Raw genomic sequence first — 19,435 nt, forward strand, 5'->3', positions numbered from 1 at the left:
CTCCGCGGCGGGTTCGCCGCGTCTCGGATGCCTGGGCATCCTCAAAGCCTTCGCCGGCGCCGGACCAGGCTGGTCCGAACCGACTTCCCTCCGATTATCGCACGCCCGCCGCCGCTGGGGTGGAATCCCCGCAGCTGCCCGCCCAGCGGGCGTGTCAGAATACGACCATGCCCGACTCCGCTCGCCGCACGCGCCCGATCGGCCTCGCCGTCTTCCTGCTCATCGCCGGCGCCCTCGGGCTCCTGGCCGCCTGGGAGCTCTCGGTCGAGAAGGTGCTCACGCTCATCGACCCGACGCACGTGCCGAACTGCAACGTCGGCGTCCTCGTCGGCTGTGCGACGAACCTGGAGTCCTGGCAGGGCTCCGTGTTCGGCTTCCCGAACCCGTTCATCGGCGTCGCCGCGTGGCCCGTCGTCATCACGATCGCGATCGGCATCCTCGCAGGCGCCCGCTTCGCGCGCTGGTTCTGGGTGGGGCTGAACGTGGGCGTCGCCGGCGCCCTGGTCTTCGTGGGATGGCTGATCTTCCAGAGCATCTACGTGCTCGACGTGCTGTGCCCCTGGTGCATGCTCACCTGGGCGGTCACGATCCCGACCTTCTGGGTGGTCACCCTGCACAACCTGCGCGAGGGCAACCTCCCGGCATCCGCGCGAATCAAGCGCCTCGCCGCGTCGTGGTTCGGCTGGATCCCGCTCATCACGGTCGTCTGCTACGCGATCGTCATCTTCCTCGCGCAGGTGCAGATGGATGCCATCCCGCGGGTGCTGCTCGACCTGCAGAACCTCTTCCGCTGAGCCCGGCGCCCGAGCGGACCGCCGCCGAGACGCCGAACGGCGGGGCGACGATGCTCGTCGCCCCGCCGTTCGCATCGTTCGGAACCCGCAGAACCCTCAGCCGAACCAGAGCGCGAGCTCGCGCTCGGCCGACTCGACCGAGTCGGAGCCGTGCACGAGGTTCTGCTGCACCTTGAGGCCCCAGTCGCGGCCGAAGTCTCCGCGGATGGTGCCGGGGGCGGCGGTCGTCGGGTCGGTGGTGCCCGCGAGCGAGCGGAAGCCCTCGATGACGCGGTTGCCGGCCACACGGATGGCGACCGTCGGGCCCGACTGCATGAACTCGATGAGCGGCTCGTAGAAGGGCTTGCCCTCGTGCTCCTCGTAGTGCTTCGCGAGGAGCTCGCGGTCGGCCTGGACGAGGCGGAGGTCGACGAGCGAGTAGCCCTTCGCCTCGATGCGGCGGAGGATCTCGCCCGTGAGGTTGCGTGCGACGCCGTCCGGCTTCACCAGCACGAGGGTCTCTTCGATGACGGTGGTCATTCCTGTTCCTTCCCGGCGGCGTAGGCCGCACGTTCCCGGTCGATGCGCGCGCCGGTGACCATGCAGTACCACCACATGCCGCCGAAGAGCGCGCCGACGAAGTACATCGCCGGGTTCACGAGCCCGGCGAGGATGATGAGTGCCTGGATGGCCCAGCCGACGCCGTAGCCCCAACCGGCGCGCAGGCCGCCGATCGCGGCGACGAGCCCGACGAGGATGACGCCGCCGGTGACGAGCGCCGCCCAGGCGGGCAGCCCGAAGGGGCCGCCCTCGGGCGGGGTGAGCCCCCAGAGCACGAGCGCGGCGAGGAAGACGACGATCGTCTCGAAGCCGAGCACGATCGACGCGAGACTCCTGCGGACGGAGTTCATGCCAGCCACCCCCGGTCCTCGGCGATCGCCATGGCCTCACCGACGAGCACGATCGAGCCGGCCACGAGCACCGCGCGGCGCTCGTCCTCGCCGGCCCACTCGCGCGCCAGCTCGAGCGCGTCGTCGAGCCGCTCGGCCAATTGCACCCGCTCGGGGCCGACCGCGCCCGCGACGACCGCCGCGAGCGCCTCGGCGGGCTGGGCGCGATCGGAGTCCGGCCGGGTCACGATGAAGCGAGCCCCGGTCGCCGCGAGCTCGCGGGCGATGCCTGCGGCGTCCTTGTCGCCGAGGACGCCGAAGACCACGACGAGCTCGTCGAAGTCGAAGGACTCCCCCAGGGCCGCGACGAGCGCCCGGGCGCCGTGCGGGTTGTGCGCTGCGTCGACGAGGATCGTCGGCTGCTGGCCGATCCGCTGCAACCGCCCCGGCGAGGTCGCGGCGGCGAGCCCGTCGCGCAGGGCGTCCTCGGAGAGCGGGGTCGAGCCGCCGCCGAGGAACGCCTCGACCGCGGCGATGGCGACGGCGGCGTTCTGGGCCTGGTGCGCGCCGAAGAGCGGCAGGACGAGGTCGCGGTACTCCCCCGCGAGCCCGCGCACCGACACGAGCTGCCCGCCGACCGCCGGTCGGCGCTCGAGCACGGCGAAGCCCTCGCCCTCGACGGCGAGGCTCGACTCGGTGAGCTCCGCGGCCCGGCGGAGCTCACCGAGCGCCTCGGGCTGCTGGGCCGCGGTGACGACCGAGGCCGCGGGCTTGATGATGCCGGCCTTGGTGCGGGCGATCTCGGCGACGGTCGAGCCGAGCTTCGACTGGTGATCGAGGTCGATCGGCGTGATCACGGCGACCTGCCCGTCGGCGACGTTCGTGGAGTCCCACTCGCCGCCCATGCCGACCTCGAGGACGACGACGTCGACCGGGGCGTCGGCGAAGCAGGCGAACGCGAGCACCGTCATCGTCTCGAAGAACGTCAGCGGCGGCTCCCCGGCCCCCTCGAGCTCGGCGTCGACGATCGCGAGGTAGGGCTCGATCTCGTTCCAGTTGCGCGCGATCGCCTCGTCGGCGATCGGTTCGCCGTCGATCAGGATGCGCTCGGTGAAGCGCTCCAGGTGCGGGCTCGTGAGCATGCCGGTGCGGAGCCCGTAGGCACCCAGGACGCTCGCGATCATGCGGCTCGTGGAGGTCTTGCCGTTCGTGCCGGTCAGGTGGATGACGGGCGCCGCGCGGTGCGGGTCGCCGAGGAGCTCCACGGCGCGGCGGGTCGCGCCGAGCCGGCGCTCGGGCGCCGCCTCGCCGACCCGCTCGAGGAGCGCGGCGTACACGGCGTCGGCCGCGTCGCGCGCCTCCTCGTCGAAGTCGCCGTCGTATCCCTCGCTCATGCGCGCTCCACTCCGATCTCGACCACGGTGCCGCCCGCGAGCGGCTTCGCCGTGCTGCCGACGGGCAGCGGGCGGAGCTCGACCGTCGTCGCGAGCGTCTCCCCGGCGATGAGCTCGAGGTGCCGCTCGGCCGCGGCGGTGCCGGCCTCGTCGAGGCGGAGCTCCAGCCGGATGCGGTCGCCGACCTCGAGGCCGGCGGCCTTGCGGGCGTCCTGCACCGCGCGGACGAGGTCGCGGGCGACGCCCTCCGCCTCGAGCTCGGCGGTGACCGCGGTGTCGAGCATCACGAAGCCGCCGTCGCCGACGAGGCCGAGCGCGGTCTCGCCGTCGCCGCTGCCGCCGGCCTCGAGCACGAGCTCGTACTCGCCCGGCTCGAGCGCGATGCCGCCGGCGACGACGCCGTCGGCCGTGACCGACCAGTCGCCGCCGCGCGCGGCCTGGATCGCCTGCTGCACCTGCTTGCCGAGGCGCGGGCCGGCTGCGCGGGCGTTCACGGTCAGCCGCTTCTCGATCCCGAAGGCCTCGGCGCTGTTGGGCGCGAGGGCGACGATCTCGACCGCCTTGACGTTCAGCTCGTCGCGGAGGATGCCCTCGAACGGCGCGAGTGCCGCGGCATCCGCCGTGACCACGGTGAGCTTCGCCAGCGGGAGGCGCACCCGGCGACCGGCCTGCTTGCGCAGCGCCAGCGCGACGCCCGTGATCTCGCGGACCGCGTCCATGGCCGTGACGAGCTCGGGGTCGGCCGGGAACTCCTCGGCCTCGGGCCAGTCGGCGAGGTGCACGCTGCGGCCGCCGGTGAGGTCCTTCCAGACCCGCTCGCTGACGAGCGGGAGGAGCGGCGCGGTCAGGCGGGTCAGCGTCTCGAGCACGGTGTACAGCGTGTCGAACGCCTCGGCGCCCCGGCCGTCGGCGTCGACGCCGGACCAGAAGCGGTCGCGCGAGCGACGCACGTACCAGTTCGTCAGCACGTCGCCGAAGTCGCGCAGCTTCTGCGCGGCGAGCGGAGAGTCGAAGGCGTCGAGGTCGGCGGTGACGGCCTCCACCAGGTCGCGCAGCTTCGCGAGCAGGTAGCGATCGAGCACGTCCGTCGACGACGTCGAGCGCGAGGCGTCGTAGCCGCCCTCGCGGGCCGTATTGGCGTAGAGCGAGAAGAAGTACCAGGTGCTCCACAGCGGCAGCATCAGCTGACGGACGCCCTCGCGGATGCCCTCCTCGGTGACGACGAGGTTGCCGCCGCGCAGCACGGAGCTCGACATCAGGAACCAGCGCATCGCGTCGGAACCGTCGCGGTCGAAGACCTCGTTGACGTCCGGGTAGTTGCGCAGCGACTTCGACATCTTCTGCCCGTCGCTGCCGAGCACGATGCCGTGGCTCACGACATTGCGGTACGCGGGGCGGTCGAACAGCGCGGTCGAGAGCACGTGCATGACGTAGAACCAGCCGCGGGTCTGGCCGATGTACTCGACGATGAAGTCGGCGGGGTGGTGCGTGTCGAACCACTCGCGGTTCTCGAACGGGTAGTGCACCTGGGCGAACGGCATCGAGCCCGAGTCGAACCAGACGTCGAGCACGTCGGGGATGCGCCGCATGGTGCTCTTGCCCGTCGGGTCGTCGGGGTTCGGCCGGGTGAGCTCGTCGATGTACGGCCGGTGCAGATCGGGTTCGCCCGCGCCGTTCAGGGGCAGTCGGCCGAAGTCACGCTCGAGCTCGGCCAGGGAGCCGTACACGTCGGTGCGCGGGTAGGCGGGGTCGTCGCTCTTCCACACCGGGATGGGCGAGCCGAAGTAGCGGTTGCGGCTCACCGACCAGTCGCGCGCGCCGGCGACCCACTTGCCGAACTGGCCGTCCTTGACGTTCTCGGGCACCCAGGTGATCTCCTGGTTGAGCTCGCCCATGCGGTCGCGGAACTCGGGCACGCGGATGAACCAGCTCGACACGGCCTTGTAGATGAGGGGGTTCCGGCAGCGCCAGCAGTGCGGGTACGAGTGCTCGTAGCTCGCCTGGCGGAGCAGCCGGCCCTCGGCCTTCAGCAGCTGCGTGAGCGGCTTGTTCGCGTCGCTCCAGAGCTGCCCGGCGACGTCGCTCACCTCGGGCAGGAAGCGACCGGCGTCGTCGAGCGAGATGATGACGGGGATGCCGGCGGCCTCGCAGACCTTCTGGTCTTCCTCGCCGTACGCCGGCGCCTGGTGCACGATGCCCGTGCCGTCCTCGGTCGTGACGTAGTCGGCGACGAGGATCCGCCAGGCGTGCTCGAGCCCCCAGGCCTCGACGTCGGCGTAGTAGTCGAAGAGCCGGTCGTAGCTGACGCCCTCGAGCTCGGCGCCGCGCACCGTGCGCGTGACCGCGGCTCGGGCCTCCTCGGCGCTCGCGTACCCGAGCTCCTTCGCGTAGTTGCCGACGAGGTCGACCGCGAGGAGGTACTCGGCGCCGAGCACCTCCGGGTCCGGACCGGCGCCCTCGGCGGCCTCGCGCAGCACGGTGGCGTCGGGCGTGCCGGCGGGGCCGGCCGGAACGACGGCGTACTCGATGTCGGGCCCGACCGCGAGCGCGAAGTTCGTCGGCAGCGTCCACGGCGTGGTCGTCCAGGCGAGGGCGCGCACCGCAGTGAGGCCGAGCGCCTCGGCCTTCGGCCCCGTGAGGGGGAAGGTGACGGTCACGGTCTGGTCCTGACGCATCTTGTAGACGTCGTCGTCCATGCGCAGCTCGTGGTTGGACAGCGGGGTCTGGTCGCGCCAGCAGTACGGCAGCACGCGGTAGCCCTCGTAGGCGAGACCCTTGTCGTGCAGCGTCTTGAACGCCCAGACGACGGACTCCATGAAGCCGGTGTCGAGGGTCTTGTAGTCGTGCTCGAAGTCGACCCAACGCGCCTGCCGGGTGACGTACTCCTCCCACTCCTTCGTGTAGCGGAGCACGGAGGTGCGCGCGGCCTCGTTGAAGGCCGCGATGCCCATCTCCTCGATCTGGCTCTTGTCGATGATGCCGAGCTGGCGCTCGGCCTCGAGCTCGGCCGGCAGGCCGTGCGTGTCCCAGCCGAAGCGCCGGTGCACCTGCTTGCCGCGCATCGTCTGGAAGCGCGGGAACACGTCCTTCGCGTAGCCGGTGAGGAGGTGGCCGTAGTGCGGCAGGCCGTTCGCGAACGGCGGGCCGTCGTAGAAGACCCACTCGGGGGCGCCCTCGCGCTCGTCGATCGAGGCCTGGAAGGTGCGGTCGGCCTTCCAGAAGGCGAGCACCTCCTGCTCGACCGCCGGGAACGACGGCGACGGCGTGACGGATGACTCGGGGTCCTGACCCTTGGGGTACAACGCTCGCTCCTGCAGTGATCTCCTGGTCACGAGGACGGCGCGTTCCTCGAACGCCACCGCGGTACCACCCCGCTTGCCGCACCCGCCGTGGATGCGACCGCTCGCTCTTCAGCTGTGACGGGCTGGTCCCGTCCGGTTCTACTGGCCGCGGGCGGACCCGTGGCGTTCTTCCGGAGACTCCCCGGTGATGGCCGGATCGCAGTCGCTGCGTCGAGTCTACCGGGTCGCGGACGGTGCCGCGTCGAGGAAAAGCGCGTAGCCCATGCAGACGGGGTCGACGGCCGCGCGCACGGCCTCGACGAGCGCGCCCCGCTCCACGCCGGCGAGCGCCCAGCCGGCCGCGCCGCTGACGAGCGCGGCGACGGCGGCGCTCGACGCGGCGCGCACGAGCTGGTCGCTCGGCGACCTCCCGCACCGGTCGGCGAGGAACGCCGCGAGCTCGGCCGCGACGCCGAGGAAGCGTTCGAGGCCCGAGGACCGGAACTCCGCTTCCGCGCCGATCGACTCGCGCTGGCTGAGGGCGAGCGGGATGCCCCGGTGCGGGTGCCGCTCGGCGAGGCCCAGCAGCGCCTCGCGGAGCGCGGCGCTCGGGGCGAGCTCGGGCCGGACGGCGGCGAGCACCTCCGGCAGCGCACGCAGAGTGTCGTCGACGTCGAGCCAGAGCAGGTCCGACTTCGTGGCGAAGTAGTTGAAGAAGGTGTTGCGGCCGACGCCCGCGCGCTGCGCGATCTGATCGATGGTGGTGCGAGCGTAGCCCTGTTCGAGGAACAGCTCCCCCGCGGCATCCTCGAGCGTGCGCCGGGACGAGGCACGGGGTCGTCCGCCGCGGCCGCTCGATTTGGTCATAGACTCATTATGGACTGAGTACCGAAACTCGTCCGGTCATCCCCTCGCCCGTCGTTCAGGAGCCCACTCGCGCATGCCCGCCACCCGCCGCCGCCCAGGCGCCCGCGCCGCCCGCCTCACCCTGCCGCTCGCCGCCGTCGCGGCCCTCACCCTCGCGGGGTGCACCGCGGCCGAGCCGGGCGCCGGCCCGTCCACCCCGAAGCCGGGCGGCACGCTCGTCTACGCCACCGGCGACGCGGAACCCGACTGCCTCGACCCCCACGTCGGCGGCAACTACCCGCAGGCCCTCCTCGCCGGCCAGGTGCTCGAGTCACTGGTCTCGCTCGACGACGACCGTCAGGTCATCCCGTGGCTCGCCGAGTCCTGGACCACGAGCGACGACGGCCTGAGCTGGGACTTCACCCTCCGCGACGACGTCGAGTTCACCGACGGCACGCCGTTCGACGCCGCAGCGGTGAAGGCCAACATCGAGCACCTGCAGGACCCGGCGACCCAGTCCTCGACCGGCTACCTCGCGGTCGGCAAGATCGCCTCCGTCGAGGTCGTCGACGACACCACCGCGCGCTTCCACCTGACAGCGCCCGACAGCGCGCTGCTCGAATCGCTCGCCCAGCCGTGGACCGCGATGGAGTCGCCCGCCGGCATCGCCCGCGGCATGGACGAGAACTGCCAGGCGCCGATCGGCTCGGGCCCCTTCGTCGTCGACGCCTGGGTGCCGCAGGACCACGTCTCCCTGCTGCGCAACGAGGGCTACCACGGCGGCCCCGCCGACCGCGGCCGCGACGGAGCGGCGTACCTCGAGGGGATCGAGTGGCGATTCCTGCCCGACGCCGCCTCGCGCTACGCCGCGCTCCAGGCCGGCCAGGTCGACGTGATCGACAATGCGCAGCCGGACGCCCTGCGCCAGGCTCGCGAGGGCGCCGACGGGCTCGTCGAGATCGACGCCCCGCGCCCCGGCGCGTCGAACCGCATCGAGCTGAACTCGGGACAGGCCCCGTTCGACGACGAGCGCGTGCGGGAGGCCTTCATCCGCGCCGTGCAGATCGACGACGGCATCCAGAGCCTCTTCTTCGGCACCGCCGAGCGGAGCCACTCGGTGCTCTCGAGCGTCGAGCCGCTCGCCTATGCCGACGCGAGCCTCTTCGGGCCCGACCTCGAGCAGGCGAACGCGCTGCTCGACGAGGCCGGCTGGTCGGCCAAGGACGCCGACGGCATCCGCACCAAGGACGGAACCCGGCTCGTGCTGCGCTTCCCCGTCTCGACCAACCAGTCGATCCCGGCCGAGCAGTCGCTGTTCGAGCAGATCCAGGCGACCGCGAAGGAAGCCGGCTTCGAGGTGCAGCTCGAACCCCTCGACCTCTCCAGCTGGTACGGCGCGCTGTTCAGCCACGAGTACGAGCTCGTGAGCGCGCCCTACACGAAGATCGGGCCCGACGTGCTGCGCATCCTCTACCACAGCGACAGCATCGTGCCGGCGCCGAGCGGCTACTTCGCGAACCTCGCCCAGCTCTCGAACCCCGAACTCGACGCCCTCCTCACCGACGCCGCCTCGGCCTCGGACCCGGCCGAGCGCGCCGCGGACTACGAGGCCGCGCAGCGGACCATCCTCGAGGGCTACTACGCGCTGCCGCTCTACGACCAGCAGAACCACTACCTGCACCGCGACACCGTGCAGGGCGCCCGGGCGCTGCCCACGGTGTCGACGCCCTGGTTCGCCGACGCCTGGCTCGCCGACTGAGCCGATGCGGGCTCGCCGGATCCGCGCGATCGCGCTCCGCCTCGGCGGGGCGCTGTTCGTGCTGTGGGCGGTCGCGACCCTGACCTTCTTCGCGATCCACCTGGTGCCCGGCGACCCCGCCCAGGCGATCCTCGGCGGGCCGGGCTCCCAAGCACCGCAGGAGACCCTCGACCGCGTGCGCGCCGAGTACGGGCTCGACCAGCCGCTCGTCGTACAGTACGCGGCGATGCTCGGCCGCCTGCTCACGGGCGACCTCGGCACCTCGTACTCGCTGAAGGCGCCGGTCGCCGAGCTCATCGGCGGTCAGTTGCTCGGCACGCTGACCCTCGCGCTCGCCGCACTCGCGCTCGCCTGGGTGCTCGCCATCGGGCTCGCGCTCTGGTCGAGCGCCCCCGGCCGCGTCGCCCGCGGCGTGGCCGGCGCCATCGAACTCACCGCGGCGGCGCTCCCCCACTTCTGGCTCGCCACGGTGCTCATCGCCGTGTTCGCGACCGGGCTGGGCTGGCTGCCGCCGGTCGCGAACGGCAGCGCGAGCGGGCTCGTGCTACCGGTCGTCACGCTGGCCCTGCCGCTCGCGGGCTTCCTCGCCCAGCTGATGCGCGAGCACCTGCTCGACGCCCTGGAGCGGCCGTTCACCGTGTCCGCGCTCGCCCGCGGCGAGACGGCGACCGGGATCCGCCTGCGGCACGCACTGCGGCACGCCGCGCTGCCCGCGGTGCAGCTGTCCGGCTGGGCGATCGGCTACCTGATCTCGGGGGCCGTCGTCGTCGAGACGATCTTCGCGCGGCCGGGCCTCGGCCGCACGCTGCTCCGTGCCACCGAGCTGCGCGACGTGCCGCTCGTCACGGGCGTCGTCCTCGTCGTCGCGCTCGTGTACGTGCTGATGACCGTGCTCACCGACCTCGTCTCGGCGCTCGCCGATCCGAGGGTCCGGACGGCGGCGGCATGAGCGACCTCGAGCTCCGCGCGGGCGCCTCGCCCGCCGACGCGCCGCGATCGGCACGCGCCCGCGACACCCTCCCCCGCGGGCGACGGCGGATGCCCCGGCCGAGCGTCGCGCTCGCCGCGGCCTTCGTCGGCTTCCTGCTGCTCGCGGTCGTCTGGCCCGGCCTGCTCCAGACCGCGCCGCCCGACGCCATCTCCCCCGCCGAGGCGTTCCAGCCGCCGTCGGCGTCGCACTGGTTCGGCACCGACGAATCGGGGCGGGACGTCTACAGCCGCGTCGTCGCGGGCACCGCACCGTCGTTGCTGATCGGGGTGCTCGCGACCGCGATCGGACTGGCGCTCGGCCTGCTGCTCGGCGGGATCGCCGCCCTCGGCGGGCGGGTGCTCGACTTCGTCGTCGGCCGGGTGAACGAGGTGCTGTTCGCCTTCCCCGGCATCCTGCTCGCCCTGCTCGTCATCGTGCTGTGGGGCCCGGGACCGGTGACCGCGACCGTCGCCGTCGGCCTGTCGACCGCGCCCGGCTACGCACGAATCATCCGCGGGCAACTGCTCGCCATCCGCGGCTCGGGATACGTCGAGGCCGCCCGCGTGCTCGGCCACGGCCGAGCGCGGATCCTCGCGGCGCACATCCTGCCGAACGCGCTCGTGCCGATCGCGGCGCTCGCGACGCTCGGCATCGGGCAGGCCGTCGTCTGGGCCTCCTCGCTCAGCTTCCTCGGTCTCGGCGCGCAGCCGCCGGCCGCGGAGTGGGGCGCGATGCTCTCGGCCGGTCGCACGTACCTCGGCACCGCGTGGTGGCTGACCGTGTTCCCCGGGCTGATGATCGTCGCCACCACCCTCGCGACGACCGCGCTCGGCCGAGCGCTCACCGCGCGGGACGGAGCCCGTCGATGAGCGGCGCAGCGCTGACGGTTCGCGGCCTCCGCATCGGATTCGGCGGCACGGAGGTCGTCCGCGGGGTCGACCTCGACCTCGCCCCGGGCCGGATCGTGGCACTGGTCGGCGAGTCCGGTTCGGGCAAGAGCGTCACGGCGCGGGCCCTGCTCGGCCTCGCCGGACGAGGCGCCCGGGTCGACGCCGAGCGCTTCGAGCTCGACGGCGAGGACGTCCGCGGTGCCGGCGAACGGCGCTGGCGCCGCCTGCGGGGCGCGAAGGTCGGGCTGGTGCTCCAGGACGCCCTCGCCTCGCTCGACCCGCTGCGCCCGATCGACCGGGAGATCGGCGACGCGCTCCGGCTGCACCTCGGCCTGCGCCCGGCCGCTGCGCGGCAGCGGGTGCTCGAACTCCTCGAGCGGCTCGAGCTGCCGCACCCCGCCCTGACGATCGACCGCCGCTCGGGCGAGCTCTCGGGCGGCATGCGCCAGCGCGCGCTCATCGCGGCGGCGGTCGTGCTCGACCCTCCCGTGCTCATCGCCGACGAACCGACGACGGCGCTCGACGTCGGCGTCCAGGCGACGGTCCTGCAGCTGCTCCGTGACGCGGCCGAGCGGGGCGCGGCCGTGCTCCTGATCAGCCACGACCTCGCCGTCGTGTCGGGCATCGCCGACGAGATCCTGGTGCTCGCGGACGGCGCGGTCGTCGAGCGCGGCGCGACGGCCGCGGTGCTCGGGGCGCCCCGGCACGCGGCGACGCGGGCGCTGCTCGCCGCCGTGCCGACCGAGGTGCCGCGCGGCGTGCCGCTGCTGGCCGCGGCGCGGCTCGACGATCCGAGCGCGCGGCCCGCGGCGCGCTCGACAGCCCCAGCCGCGACGTCCCCGAGCGGTGCCGCACCGATCCTCGAGGCGCACGGGCTGCGTCGGGTGTACCGCTCCCGCGGCGGGGACGTCGCCGCGGTCGAGGACGTCTCGGTGGCGCTGCGTCCGGGCCGCACACTGGGGCTCGTGGGCGAGTCCGGCTCCGGCAAGACCACGCTCGCGCGCCTCCTCCTCGCCCTGGAGCGCCCCGACGCCGGGGTCGTCCGCCTCGACGGCGCGTCGTGGAGCGAGCTGACGGAAGCAGCGAGGCGGCCCGCGCGGCGGCGCATCGGGGCGGTCTGGCAGGACCCGTACGGATCCTTCGACCCGCGCTGGGGCGTGGCCCGCTTGCTCCGCGACGCGCTGACCGCGGGCGGGCAGCCCGGCGACGATCAGGCCGTGCAGGAGCTGCTCGAACTCGTGCGCCTGCCGACCGCGATCGCGGCGAGTCATCCGCTCGAGCTCTCCGGCGGCCAGCGCCAGCGGATCGCGATCGCGCGGGCGCTCGCCGCGCGACCGGAGATCCTGATCGCCGACGAACCCGTGTCGGCCCTCGACGTGACCGTGCAGGCGGCCGTGCTCGACCTGCTCGACGAGCTTCAGCGCGAGCGCGGGCTCGCGATGCTGTTCATCTCGCACGACCTGGGCGTCGTGCGCCACATGAGCGACGAGCTCGCGGTCATGCGGCACGGGCGCATCCTCGAGCACGGTGACGCAGGCCAGCTCTTCGCCGCGCCGCAGCACGCGTATACCGCCGCCCTCATCAGGCATTCTCCGCGACTCGCCTGGGGCGGTGATGCGCACGGCGCCTCCAGCACCCGGTAGGCTGGAGCGTCGCATATTCAGGCACCCCCATGGACTCGGTGCCGCACATACCGAACCGGAGCACCATGACCGACACCGCGCGAATCCCCGAGAAGCCGGCCCTCGAAGGCCTCGAGACGAAGTGGGGCGGCGTCTGGGAAGACCGGGGAACCTACCGCTTCGACCGCGACTCGGCGACCCGCGAGTGCATCTACTCGATCGACACGCCGCCGCCGACCGCGTCCGGCTCGCTGCACATCGGCCACGTGTTCTCGTACACGCACACCGACGTCGTCGCCCGCTTCCAGCGCATGCGCGGCAAGCACGTGTTCTACCCGATGGGCTGGGACGACAACGGCCTGCCCACCGAGCGCCGGGTGCAGAACTACTACGGCGTCCGCTGCGACCCGACGCTTCCCTACGAACCCGGCTTCACGCCGCCGTTCGAGGGCGGCGAGGGCAAGAGCGTGAAGGCCGCCGACCAGGTGCCGATCTCGCGCCGCAACTTCATCGAGCTCTGCGAGCGCCTCACCGTCGAGGACGAGCAGCAGTTCGAGGCGCTCTGGCGCAGCCTCGGCCTCTCCGTCGACTGGACCCAGTCCTACCGCACCATCGCCGACGAGGCGCTCTTCACCTCGCAGCTCGCGTTCATCCGCAACGTCGAGCGCGGCGAGGCCTACCAGGCGCTCGCGCCGACCCTGTGGGACGTCACGTTCCGCACGGCCGTCGCGCAGGCCGAGCTCGAGGACCGCGAGCAGCCCGGCCACTACCACCGGGTGGCGTTCCACCGTCCCGACGGCGGCACCGTCGAGATCGAGACGAGCCGCCCCGAGCTGCTCCCCGCCTGCGTCGCCCTCGTCGCCCACCCCGACGACGAGCGCTACCAGCCGCTCTTCGGCACCACCGTCACGACCCCGGTGTTCGGCGTCGAGGTGCCCGTCGTGGCCCACCACCTCGCCCAGAAGGACAAGGGCACCGGCATCGCGATGATCTGCACCTTCGGCGACGTGACCGACGTCGTCTGGTGGCGCGAGCTGCAGCTGCCGAACCGCGCGATCATCGGCTTCGACGGCCGCATCATCGCCGAGGCCCCCGAGGCGATCACGAGGGCGTCCGGCCGCGAGGCGTACGCGCAGCTCGCCGGCAAGACCACCTTCTCGGCCAAGCAGGCCGTGGTGGAGCTCCTCCGCGCCTCGGGCGAGCTGCTTGGCGAGCCCAAGGCCATCACCCACCCGGTGAAGTTCTTCGAGAAGGGCGACCGCCCCCTCGAGATCGTCTCGACCCGGCAGTGGTACATCGTGAACGGCGCCCGCGACGAGGACCTCAAGGAGCGCCTGCTCGGCCGCGGCCGCGAGATCGACTGGCACCCGGACTTCATGCGGGTGCGCTACGAGAACTGGGTCGGCGGCCTCTCGGGCGACTGGCTCGTCTCCCGCCAGCGCTTCTTCGGCGTGCCCATCCCGGTCTGGTACCCGCTCGACGCCGACGGGAACCCGCGCTTCGACGAGCCCATCGTGGCGAGCCGCGAGCAGCTGCCGGTCGACCCGTCCTCGACGCCCGCGCCCGGCTTCGACGAGGCCCAGCGCGGCGCGCCCGGCGGCTTCATCGGTGAGCACGACGTCATGGACACCTGGGCGACGTCCTCGCTCACCCCGCAGCTCGCGGGCGGCTGGGAGCGCGACCCCGAACTGTTCGAGCTCGTGTTCCCGTACTCGCTGCGCCCGCAGGGCCAGGACATCATCCGCACCTGGCTGTTCTCGACCGCCCTCCGGGCCGAGCTCGAGCACGGCGTCGCCCCCTGGTCGAACGCCTCGATCTCCGGCTTCATCGTCGACCCCGACCGCAAGAAGATGTCGAAGTCCAAGGGCAACGTCGTCACCCCGGCCGGGCTCCTCGAGCAGCACGGCTCCGACGCGGTGCGCTACTGGGCCGCGTCCTCGCGCCTCGGCACCGACGCCGCCTTCGACCCGCAGAACCCGACGCAGGTGAAGATCGGCCGTCGGCTCGCGATCAAGGTGCTGAACGCCGCGAAGTTCATCCTCACCTTCGAGGGCGACGCGGATGCCCCGGTGACCAAGCCGATCGACCGCAGCATGCTCGCCGCGCTCGAGACCGTCGTGCAGCAGGCGACGAAGGCGCTCGAGGGCTACGACCACGCCCGGGCCCTCGAGCTCAGCGAGACGTTCTTCTGGACCTTCTGCGACGACTACCTCGAGCTCGTCAAGGAGCGCGCCTACGGCGAGCAGAGCCCCGAGCAGGCCTCCGCCGTCGCCGCGCTGAAGACCGCGCTCTCGGTGCTGCTGCGCCTGTTCGCCCCGGTCATCCCCTTCGCCACCGAAGAGGCGTGGAGCTGGTCGAACGAGGGCTCGGTGCACACCGCGAGCTGGCCCGCCGCCGAGGAGCTCGCCGCCCGCGGCGAAGCCGGAGTCGAGCTCCTCGAGCTCGCGAGCCTCGCGCTCACCGGCATCCGCCGGGCGAAGACCGATGCGAAGGCCTCGCAGAAGACGCCGGTTGCGCGCGCGGTGATCGCCGCGCCCGCCGACGCCGTCGCGCTGCTCGAGGCCGCCGCGGACGATCTCCGCGCGGTGGGACGCATCGACACGCTCGAGTTCGCCTCGGCCGAGGCGCTCGAGGTGCGCGACGTGGAGCTGGCGACGCCGGCCGAATGACCTGGAACCATGGGGGAAGCATGACCACGATCGACATCCGCCTGGCCGAAGAGGGCGACTTCTTCGGCTGGCTCCCGCTCTTCGAAGCGTATTGCCGCTTCTACGAGACCGAGCTCGACGACCGCAAGGCGCTCACCGTCTGGACCTGGCTCCAGGACGAGCAGCATCCGCTGCGCGCGGCGCTCGCCGTCGACGCCGAGGGCACGCCCATCGGCCTCGCGCACTTCCGCGCGGTGCCCGACACGCTGAGCGCGACCACCGGCGTGTACCTCGACGACCTCTACGTCACCGAGGAGGTGCGCGGCAGCGGCGCCGGCCGTGCGCTCATCGAGTTCGTCCACGCGCGGTCGGCGGAGCTCGGCCAGGGCGGGGTCAGCTGGATCACCGCGGCCGACAACGAGCCCGCGCAGGCGCTCTACGACCGGATCGCCCGCCGCACCAGCTGGGTGACCTACGAGATGGACGCCTGATGCAGCTCGGCACCCGCTGGCCGTTCGGCACGACGCCGCCCGCCTCGGTGCCGGCCGAGACCCGGGCCAGGGTCGCCGCGCTCGAGGCGACCCGCAGCGACGGCGCCGGTCGCACCTGGACGCTCACGTGGCTGGAGGGGCGCGCGATCGTCCAGCTGGACGACGGCACCGTGATCGACGGCGACCAGCTGCGCGACGCCGCCGCGTTCGGCTCGCCGGACGACGAGGACGACTGGTAGTCGCTCGCCCCCGCCGCCCCGCCCGCGCTACTTCGTGGCGATGATCTCGCCGTGGGGCATCAGCAGCCAGCCGTCGGGGTCGGCCGCCCAGTCGCGCCACGCCTGCGCGATGCGCGCCAGCTCCTCCGGGTTGGAGTGCCCGGACTCGATGGCGTGCGCCGCGAAGTTCGACTCCGTCGCGCGGACGGCCCACGAGCCGCCCCACCACTCGCGGTCGAGCTCCGAGGCGAAGACCCACACCGCCCCGCTGCCGGTGACCCCGGAGAACCCGGCTTCGCGGGCCCAGGCGGTGAGCCGGCGGCCGGCGTTCGGCTCGCCGCCGTTCCAGCGGTGCACCGCGTCGTAGAGCTCCAGCCAGCGGTCGAGGCCGGCCGAGTCGGGGCTCCAGATCAGCCCGCCGTAGTCGACGTCGCGCGCGGCGAGCACGCCGCCCGGGCGGAGCACGCGGCGGAACTCCCGCAGCGCGTCGACCGGCCGGGCGAGGTGCTGCAGCACCTGGTGCGCGTGGACGACGTCGAAGCTGTCGTCGGGGAAGTCGAGGGCGTACGCGTCGCCGACGGCGAAGGAGACGTTCGAGACGCCCTCGCTCTCGGCGAGGCCCGCGGCCTGGGCGACGACCTCGGCCGAGGCATCCACCCCGGTGACCCGCCCGGGGCCGACGCGACGGGCGAGGTCGATGGAGATCGTGCCGGGACCGCTGCCCACGTCGAGCACCTCGAGGCCGGGACGGAGGTGCGGCACGAGGTACGCGGCGGAGTTCTCCACCGTGCGCCAGGAGTGGATGCGCAGCACGCTCTCGTGGTGTCCGTGGGTGTATGCGTCGCGGGGCGTGGTCGTCATATCGGCAACACTACGCGCGCCCGAGCCTCTGTGACGCCGGACGACGGATGCCCCAGCCAGCAGCTGCTGACCGGGGCATCCGGTGCGGTTCGTCAGATCGCGAAGCCGAGCGCGCGCATCATGTCGCGGCCGTCGTCGGTGATCCGCTCGGGACCCCACGGCGGCATCCACACCCAGTTGATGCGGAAGGCGTCGACGACGCCGTCGAGGGCCTGCGCGGTCTGCTCCTCGATCACGTCGGTGAGCGGGCAGCCGGCGCTCGTGAGCGTCATGTGGATGACGAGCGCGTCGTTCTCGTCGTCCCAGCCGAGGTCGTAGATGAGGCCGAGGTCGACGATGTTGACCCCGAGCTCGGGGTCGACGACGTCCTTCAGCGCCTCTTCGACCTCGTCGTAGCGCTCCGGCGCGAGTGAGGTGACCATGGTCCGATCCTACGCCCGGGTCACTCCGCCGAGGCGGTCTCGGCGACCTGGTAGCGGTCGTAGCCCTCGTCCTCGAGGCGGTCGGCCAGCTCGGGCCCGCCCTGCTCGGCGATCTTGCCGGCGACGAAGACGTGCACGAAGTCCGGCTTGATGTAGCGGAGGATGCGCGTGTAGTGCGTGATCAGGAGGATGCCGAGGCCGGTGTTCTCCTTGGCGCGGTTGACGCCCTCCGACACGATCTTGAGCGCGTCGACGTCGAGGCCGGAGTCGGTCTCGTCGAGCACCGCGAACTTCGGCTTCAGCAGCTCGAGCTGGAGGATCTCGTTGCGCTTCTTCTCGCCGCCGGAGAAGCCCTCGTTGACGTTGCGCTCGGCGAACGCCGAGTCCATCTTGAGGTTGCCCATCGCGGTGCGGACGTCCTTGACCCAGTGGCGCACGCTCGGCGCCTCGCCGTCGATCGCGGTCTTGGCGGTGCGGAGGAAGTTCGTCACGGTGACGCCGGGGATCTCCACCGGGTACTGCATGGCCAGGAAGAGGCCGGCGCGGGCCCGCTCGTCGACGGACATCTCGAGCACGTTCTCGCCGTCGAGCAGGATCTCGCCCTCGACCACGGTGTACTTCGGGTGCCCGGCGATGGTGTACGCGAGGGTCGACTTGCCGGAGCCGTTCGGCCCCATGATGGCGTGGATCTCGCCCTCGTTGATGACGAGGTCGACGCCGCGGAGGATCTCGCGGGTGCCCTGGTCGGTTTCGACGTTGACGTGCAGGTTCTTGATCTCGAGCACGGACATGATCTGGTTTCTGGTCTCTTTCGTCGTTCGGCGCTCGGCCGACTGGATGCTTGGGCTGAGCGGGTCGCTCAGACGGTCACGGTGACCGCGGGGTCGATCAGGACGTCGCCGCCCGAGATCTCGACCTGGTAGACGGGGACCGGCTCGTAGGCCGGGAGGGTGAGCGGCTTGCCGGTGCGCAGCGAGAACTTCGAGCCGTGGGCCCAGCACTCGAGCGTGTCGTCCTCCACGAAGCCCTCGGCCAGCGAGATGTCGCCGTGGGTGCAGGTGTCGCCGATGGCGAACACGTCGCCGGCAGCGTCCTTCACCACGGCGATCGGCACGCCGTCGAGGACGAAGCGCGACGCCTGGTTCTCGACGAGCTCGTCGATTCCGCAGACTCGGACGGCGGCCATCTCAGGCTCCCTGCAGTTCGGCTTCGAGGGCGGCGGTGAGGCGCTCTTCGAGCTCCGCCACGCCGATCTGCTGCACGATCTCGGTCAGGAAGCCGCGCACGACGAGGCGGCGCGCCTCCTCCTCGGTGATGCCGCGAGCCATGAGGTAGAACAGCTGCTCGTCGTCGAAGCGACCGGTGGCCGAGGCGTGCCCGGCTCCCGCGATGTCGCCCGTCTCGATCTCGAGGTTCGGGATCGAGTCGGCCCGGGTGCCGTCGCTCAGCACGAGGTTGCGGTTCTGCTCGTAGCTGTCGGTGCCGACCGCCGCGTTGCCGATCAGGACGTCGCCGATCCACACGCTGCGCGCGCCCTCGCCCTGCAGCGCGCCCTTGTAGGTGACGCGGCTGCGGGTGTTCGGGGCGTCGTGGTGCACGTACACCTGCTGCTCGAGGTGCTGGCCCGCGTCGGAGAAGTAGAGTCCGAGGGCCTCGACGTCGCCGCCCTGCTCGGCGAGGTGGGTCGACGGGTTCACCCGCACGACCTTGCCGCCGAGGGAGACGACGATGTGCTTGAGCTTGGCGTCGCGGCCGACGCGCGCGAAGTGGCTCGCGAGGTGCACGGCCTCGTCGTCCCATTCCTGCACCGAGACGACGGTGAGGTTCGCGCCCTCGCCGACGATCACCTCGACGTTCTCGGAGAGCCGGGCTGAGCCGGTGCCGCCGAGCACCACGAGGCCGCGGCTGTTGGGCGCCGCCTCGATCACGGTGTGCGCGGCGCGCGGCGTCGTGCCGAGGCCCGTGCGGGTGACGGTGGCGATCTTGTCGTCCTCGCCGGTCACGCGGATGAGGAGGGCCTCGCCGAAGTTCGTCCAGGCGTTGGCCGAGGCGCGCTCCTCGGGGGTGCCGGCGGTGCCGATGCGGGCATCGTCGCGGGCGATCCACTCGACCGCGACGCCTTCGGCGCCCGAGGTCTCGAGGCCGAGGCGCGCGCCGTCGAGCTCACCCGAGGTGAGGTCGGCGAAGGCGGCGACCGGGGACAGCTTCCATTCGTGCTCGCGGCCCGTGACGGGGGCGAAGTCGGCCACGTCCACCGAGCGGAAGCGCTCGGAGCGGGTCTGCACCGGGACGACCGGGCCGTCCGAGTGCGCGACGAGGCCGTGCTGGCCGGCGGTGGGCATGGCGGTGCTCTGCGTTGCGACGGTCATT

At 72.4% G+C, this 19,435-nt stretch carries 18 protein-coding genes; 8 read left to right on the top strand and 10 right to left on the bottom strand.

Annotated features, from left to right (window positions below):
- Positions 1-167 precede the first annotated feature (167 nt).
- Complete coding sequence (locus tag ACFWE1_RS00225; protein ID WP_376931586.1) at positions 168-794, top strand: vitamin K epoxide reductase family protein; 627 nt, start codon at positions 168-170, stop codon at positions 792-794.
- A 96-nt stretch (positions 795-890) separates the two neighbouring features.
- Here ACFWE1_RS00225 and ndk read toward each other — a convergent pair whose 3' ends face one another.
- The 5 genes from ndk to ACFWE1_RS00250 all read right to left on the bottom strand — a co-directional run bounded on the left by ndk (position 891) and on the right by ACFWE1_RS00250 (position 7,205).
- A complete protein-coding gene (gene ndk / locus ACFWE1_RS00230) occupies positions 891-1,313 on the bottom strand; it encodes a nucleoside-diphosphate kinase (RefSeq protein ID WP_189084971.1) in 423 nt (140 codons plus the stop codon).
- Positions 1,310-1,684 (bottom strand): DUF4233 domain-containing protein, encoded by a 375-nt coding sequence (locus ACFWE1_RS00235; RefSeq protein ID WP_376931587.1) that lies wholly within the window; start codon positions 1,682-1,684, stop codon positions 1,310-1,312. Before ACFWE1_RS00235 ends, ndk begins: the two co-directional genes overlap by 4 nt.
- Positions 1,681-3,057, bottom strand: coding sequence for a bifunctional folylpolyglutamate synthase/dihydrofolate synthase (locus tag ACFWE1_RS00240; RefSeq protein WP_376931588.1), 1,377 nt, complete (start codon positions 3,055-3,057; stop codon positions 1,681-1,683). Before ACFWE1_RS00240 ends, ACFWE1_RS00235 begins: the two co-directional genes overlap by 4 nt.
- Complete coding sequence (ileS, locus tag ACFWE1_RS00245) at positions 3,054-6,359, bottom strand: isoleucine--tRNA ligase (RefSeq protein WP_376931589.1); 3,306 nt, start codon at positions 6,357-6,359, stop codon at positions 3,054-3,056. The genes ACFWE1_RS00240 and ileS overlap by 4 nt, the downstream gene beginning before the upstream one ends.
- A gap of 216 nt (positions 6,360-6,575) precedes the next feature.
- Entirely contained in the window at positions 6,576-7,205 is a 630-nt protein-coding gene (locus ACFWE1_RS00250; RefSeq protein ID WP_376931590.1) for a TetR/AcrR family transcriptional regulator, read from the bottom strand.
- Between the two features lie 73 nt (positions 7,206-7,278).
- Here ACFWE1_RS00250 and ACFWE1_RS00255 point away from each other — a divergent pair, with 73 nt between their 5' ends.
- From ACFWE1_RS00255 to ACFWE1_RS00285, 7 genes are all read left to right on the top strand, one after another.
- On the top strand, positions 7,279-8,943 hold the full coding sequence (locus ACFWE1_RS00255) for an ABC transporter substrate-binding protein (protein ID WP_376931591.1): 1,665 nt from the start codon (positions 7,279-7,281) through the stop codon (positions 8,941-8,943).
- 4 nt (positions 8,944-8,947) lie between these two features.
- A complete protein-coding gene (locus tag ACFWE1_RS00260; protein WP_376931592.1) occupies positions 8,948-9,892 on the top strand; it encodes an ABC transporter permease in 945 nt (314 codons plus the stop codon).
- 89 nt (positions 9,893-9,981) lie between these two features.
- A complete protein-coding gene (locus tag ACFWE1_RS00265) occupies positions 9,982-10,782 on the top strand; it encodes an ABC transporter permease (RefSeq protein ID WP_376933041.1) in 801 nt (266 codons plus the stop codon).
- Positions 10,779-12,446 (top strand): dipeptide ABC transporter ATP-binding protein, encoded by a 1,668-nt coding sequence (locus ACFWE1_RS00270; RefSeq protein WP_376931593.1) that lies wholly within the window; start codon positions 10,779-10,781, stop codon positions 12,444-12,446. The genes ACFWE1_RS00265 and ACFWE1_RS00270 overlap by 4 nt, the downstream gene beginning before the upstream one ends.
- 65 nt (positions 12,447-12,511) lie before the next feature.
- Positions 12,512-15,094, top strand: coding sequence for a valine--tRNA ligase (gene valS / locus ACFWE1_RS00275; protein WP_376931594.1), 2,583 nt, complete (start codon positions 12,512-12,514; stop codon positions 15,092-15,094).
- Between the two features lie 20 nt (positions 15,095-15,114).
- On the top strand, positions 15,115-15,564 hold the full coding sequence (locus ACFWE1_RS00280; protein WP_376931595.1) for a GNAT family N-acetyltransferase: 450 nt from the start codon (positions 15,115-15,117) through the stop codon (positions 15,562-15,564).
- Entirely contained in the window at positions 15,564-15,803 is a 240-nt protein-coding gene (locus ACFWE1_RS00285; RefSeq protein WP_376931596.1) for a hypothetical protein, read from the top strand. The genes ACFWE1_RS00280 and ACFWE1_RS00285 overlap by 1 nt, the downstream gene beginning before the upstream one ends.
- A gap of 27 nt (positions 15,804-15,830) precedes the next feature.
- Here the strand turns inward: ACFWE1_RS00285 and ACFWE1_RS00290 are convergent, their stop codons facing one another.
- The 5 genes from ACFWE1_RS00290 to sufD form a co-directional block, all read right to left on the bottom strand.
- The gene (locus ACFWE1_RS00290) at positions 15,831-16,643 is read right to left on the bottom strand and encodes a methyltransferase domain-containing protein (protein WP_376931597.1); all 813 of its coding nucleotides are present in this window, start codon (positions 16,641-16,643) and stop codon (positions 15,831-15,833) included.
- A 92-nt stretch (positions 16,644-16,735) separates the two neighbouring features.
- Positions 16,736-17,065: a metal-sulfur cluster assembly factor gene (locus ACFWE1_RS00295; RefSeq protein ID WP_243568292.1), complete on the bottom strand. Its 330-nt coding sequence runs from the start codon at positions 17,063-17,065 to the stop codon at positions 16,736-16,738.
- A 20-nt stretch (positions 17,066-17,085) separates the two neighbouring features.
- A complete protein-coding gene (gene sufC, locus ACFWE1_RS00300) occupies positions 17,086-17,856 on the bottom strand; it encodes a Fe-S cluster assembly ATPase SufC (protein ID WP_243568291.1) in 771 nt (256 codons plus the stop codon).
- Between the two features lie 68 nt (positions 17,857-17,924).
- Positions 17,925-18,251 (bottom strand): non-heme iron oxygenase ferredoxin subunit, encoded by a 327-nt coding sequence (locus ACFWE1_RS00305; RefSeq protein ID WP_243568290.1) that lies wholly within the window; start codon positions 18,249-18,251, stop codon positions 17,925-17,927.
- 1 nt (position 18,252) lies between these two features.
- Positions 18,253-19,434 carry a Fe-S cluster assembly protein SufD gene (gene sufD, locus ACFWE1_RS00310; RefSeq protein ID WP_376931598.1) on the bottom strand — a complete coding sequence of 394 codons (1,182 nt, stop codon included), beginning with the start codon at positions 19,432-19,434 and terminating at the stop codon, positions 18,253-18,255.
- Position 19,435: the final 1 nt, after the last annotated feature.

It is taken from the genome of Agromyces sp. NPDC060279 (genome assembly GCF_042726785.1).
Taxonomy (GTDB): Bacteria; Actinomycetota; Actinomycetes; order Actinomycetales; family Microbacteriaceae; genus Agromyces.

Bases quoted from the DNA above. Each gene is read 5' to 3' on its own strand.
- ACFWE1_RS00225 (WP_376931586.1), top strand. From the start codon at position 168: ATGCCCGACTCCGCTCGCCGCACGCGCCCGATCGGCCTCGCCGTCTTC.
- ndk (WP_189084971.1), bottom strand. From the start codon at position 1,313: ATGACCACCGTCATCGAAGAGACCCTCGTGCTGGTGAAGCCGGACGGC.
- ACFWE1_RS00235 (WP_376931587.1), bottom strand. From the start codon at position 1,684: ATGAACTCCGTCCGCAGGAGTCTCGCGTCGATCGTGCTCGGCTTCGAG.
- ACFWE1_RS00240 (WP_376931588.1), bottom strand. From the start codon at position 3,057: ATGAGCGAGGGATACGACGGCGACTTCGACGAGGAGGCGCGCGACGCG.
- ACFWE1_RS00250 (WP_376931590.1), bottom strand. From the start codon at position 7,205: ATGACCAAATCGAGCGGCCGCGGCGGACGACCCCGTGCCTCGTCCCGG.
- ACFWE1_RS00255 (WP_376931591.1), top strand. From the start codon at position 7,279: ATGCCCGCCACCCGCCGCCGCCCAGGCGCCCGCGCCGCCCGCCTCACC.
- ACFWE1_RS00260 (WP_376931592.1), top strand. From the start codon at position 8,948: ATGCGGGCTCGCCGGATCCGCGCGATCGCGCTCCGCCTCGGCGGGGCG.
- ACFWE1_RS00265 (WP_376933041.1), top strand. From the start codon at position 9,982: ATGCCCCGGCCGAGCGTCGCGCTCGCCGCGGCCTTCGTCGGCTTCCTG.
- ACFWE1_RS00270 (WP_376931593.1), top strand. From the start codon at position 10,779: ATGAGCGGCGCAGCGCTGACGGTTCGCGGCCTCCGCATCGGATTCGGC.
- valS (WP_376931594.1), top strand. From the start codon at position 12,512: ATGACCGACACCGCGCGAATCCCCGAGAAGCCGGCCCTCGAAGGCCTC.
- ACFWE1_RS00280 (WP_376931595.1), top strand. From the start codon at position 15,115: ATGACCACGATCGACATCCGCCTGGCCGAAGAGGGCGACTTCTTCGGC.
- ACFWE1_RS00285 (WP_376931596.1), top strand. From the start codon at position 15,564: ATGCAGCTCGGCACCCGCTGGCCGTTCGGCACGACGCCGCCCGCCTCG.
- ACFWE1_RS00290 (WP_376931597.1), bottom strand. From the start codon at position 16,643: ATGACGACCACGCCCCGCGACGCATACACCCACGGACACCACGAGAGC.
- ACFWE1_RS00295 (WP_243568292.1), bottom strand. From the start codon at position 17,065: ATGGTCACCTCACTCGCGCCGGAGCGCTACGACGAGGTCGAAGAGGCG.
- sufC (WP_243568291.1), bottom strand. From the start codon at position 17,856: ATGTCCGTGCTCGAGATCAAGAACCTGCACGTCAACGTCGAAACCGAC.
- ACFWE1_RS00305 (WP_243568290.1), bottom strand. From the start codon at position 18,251: ATGGCCGCCGTCCGAGTCTGCGGAATCGACGAGCTCGTCGAGAACCAG.
- sufD (WP_376931598.1), bottom strand. From the start codon at position 19,434: ATGACCGTCGCAACGCAGAGCACCGCCATGCCCACCGCCGGCCAGCAC.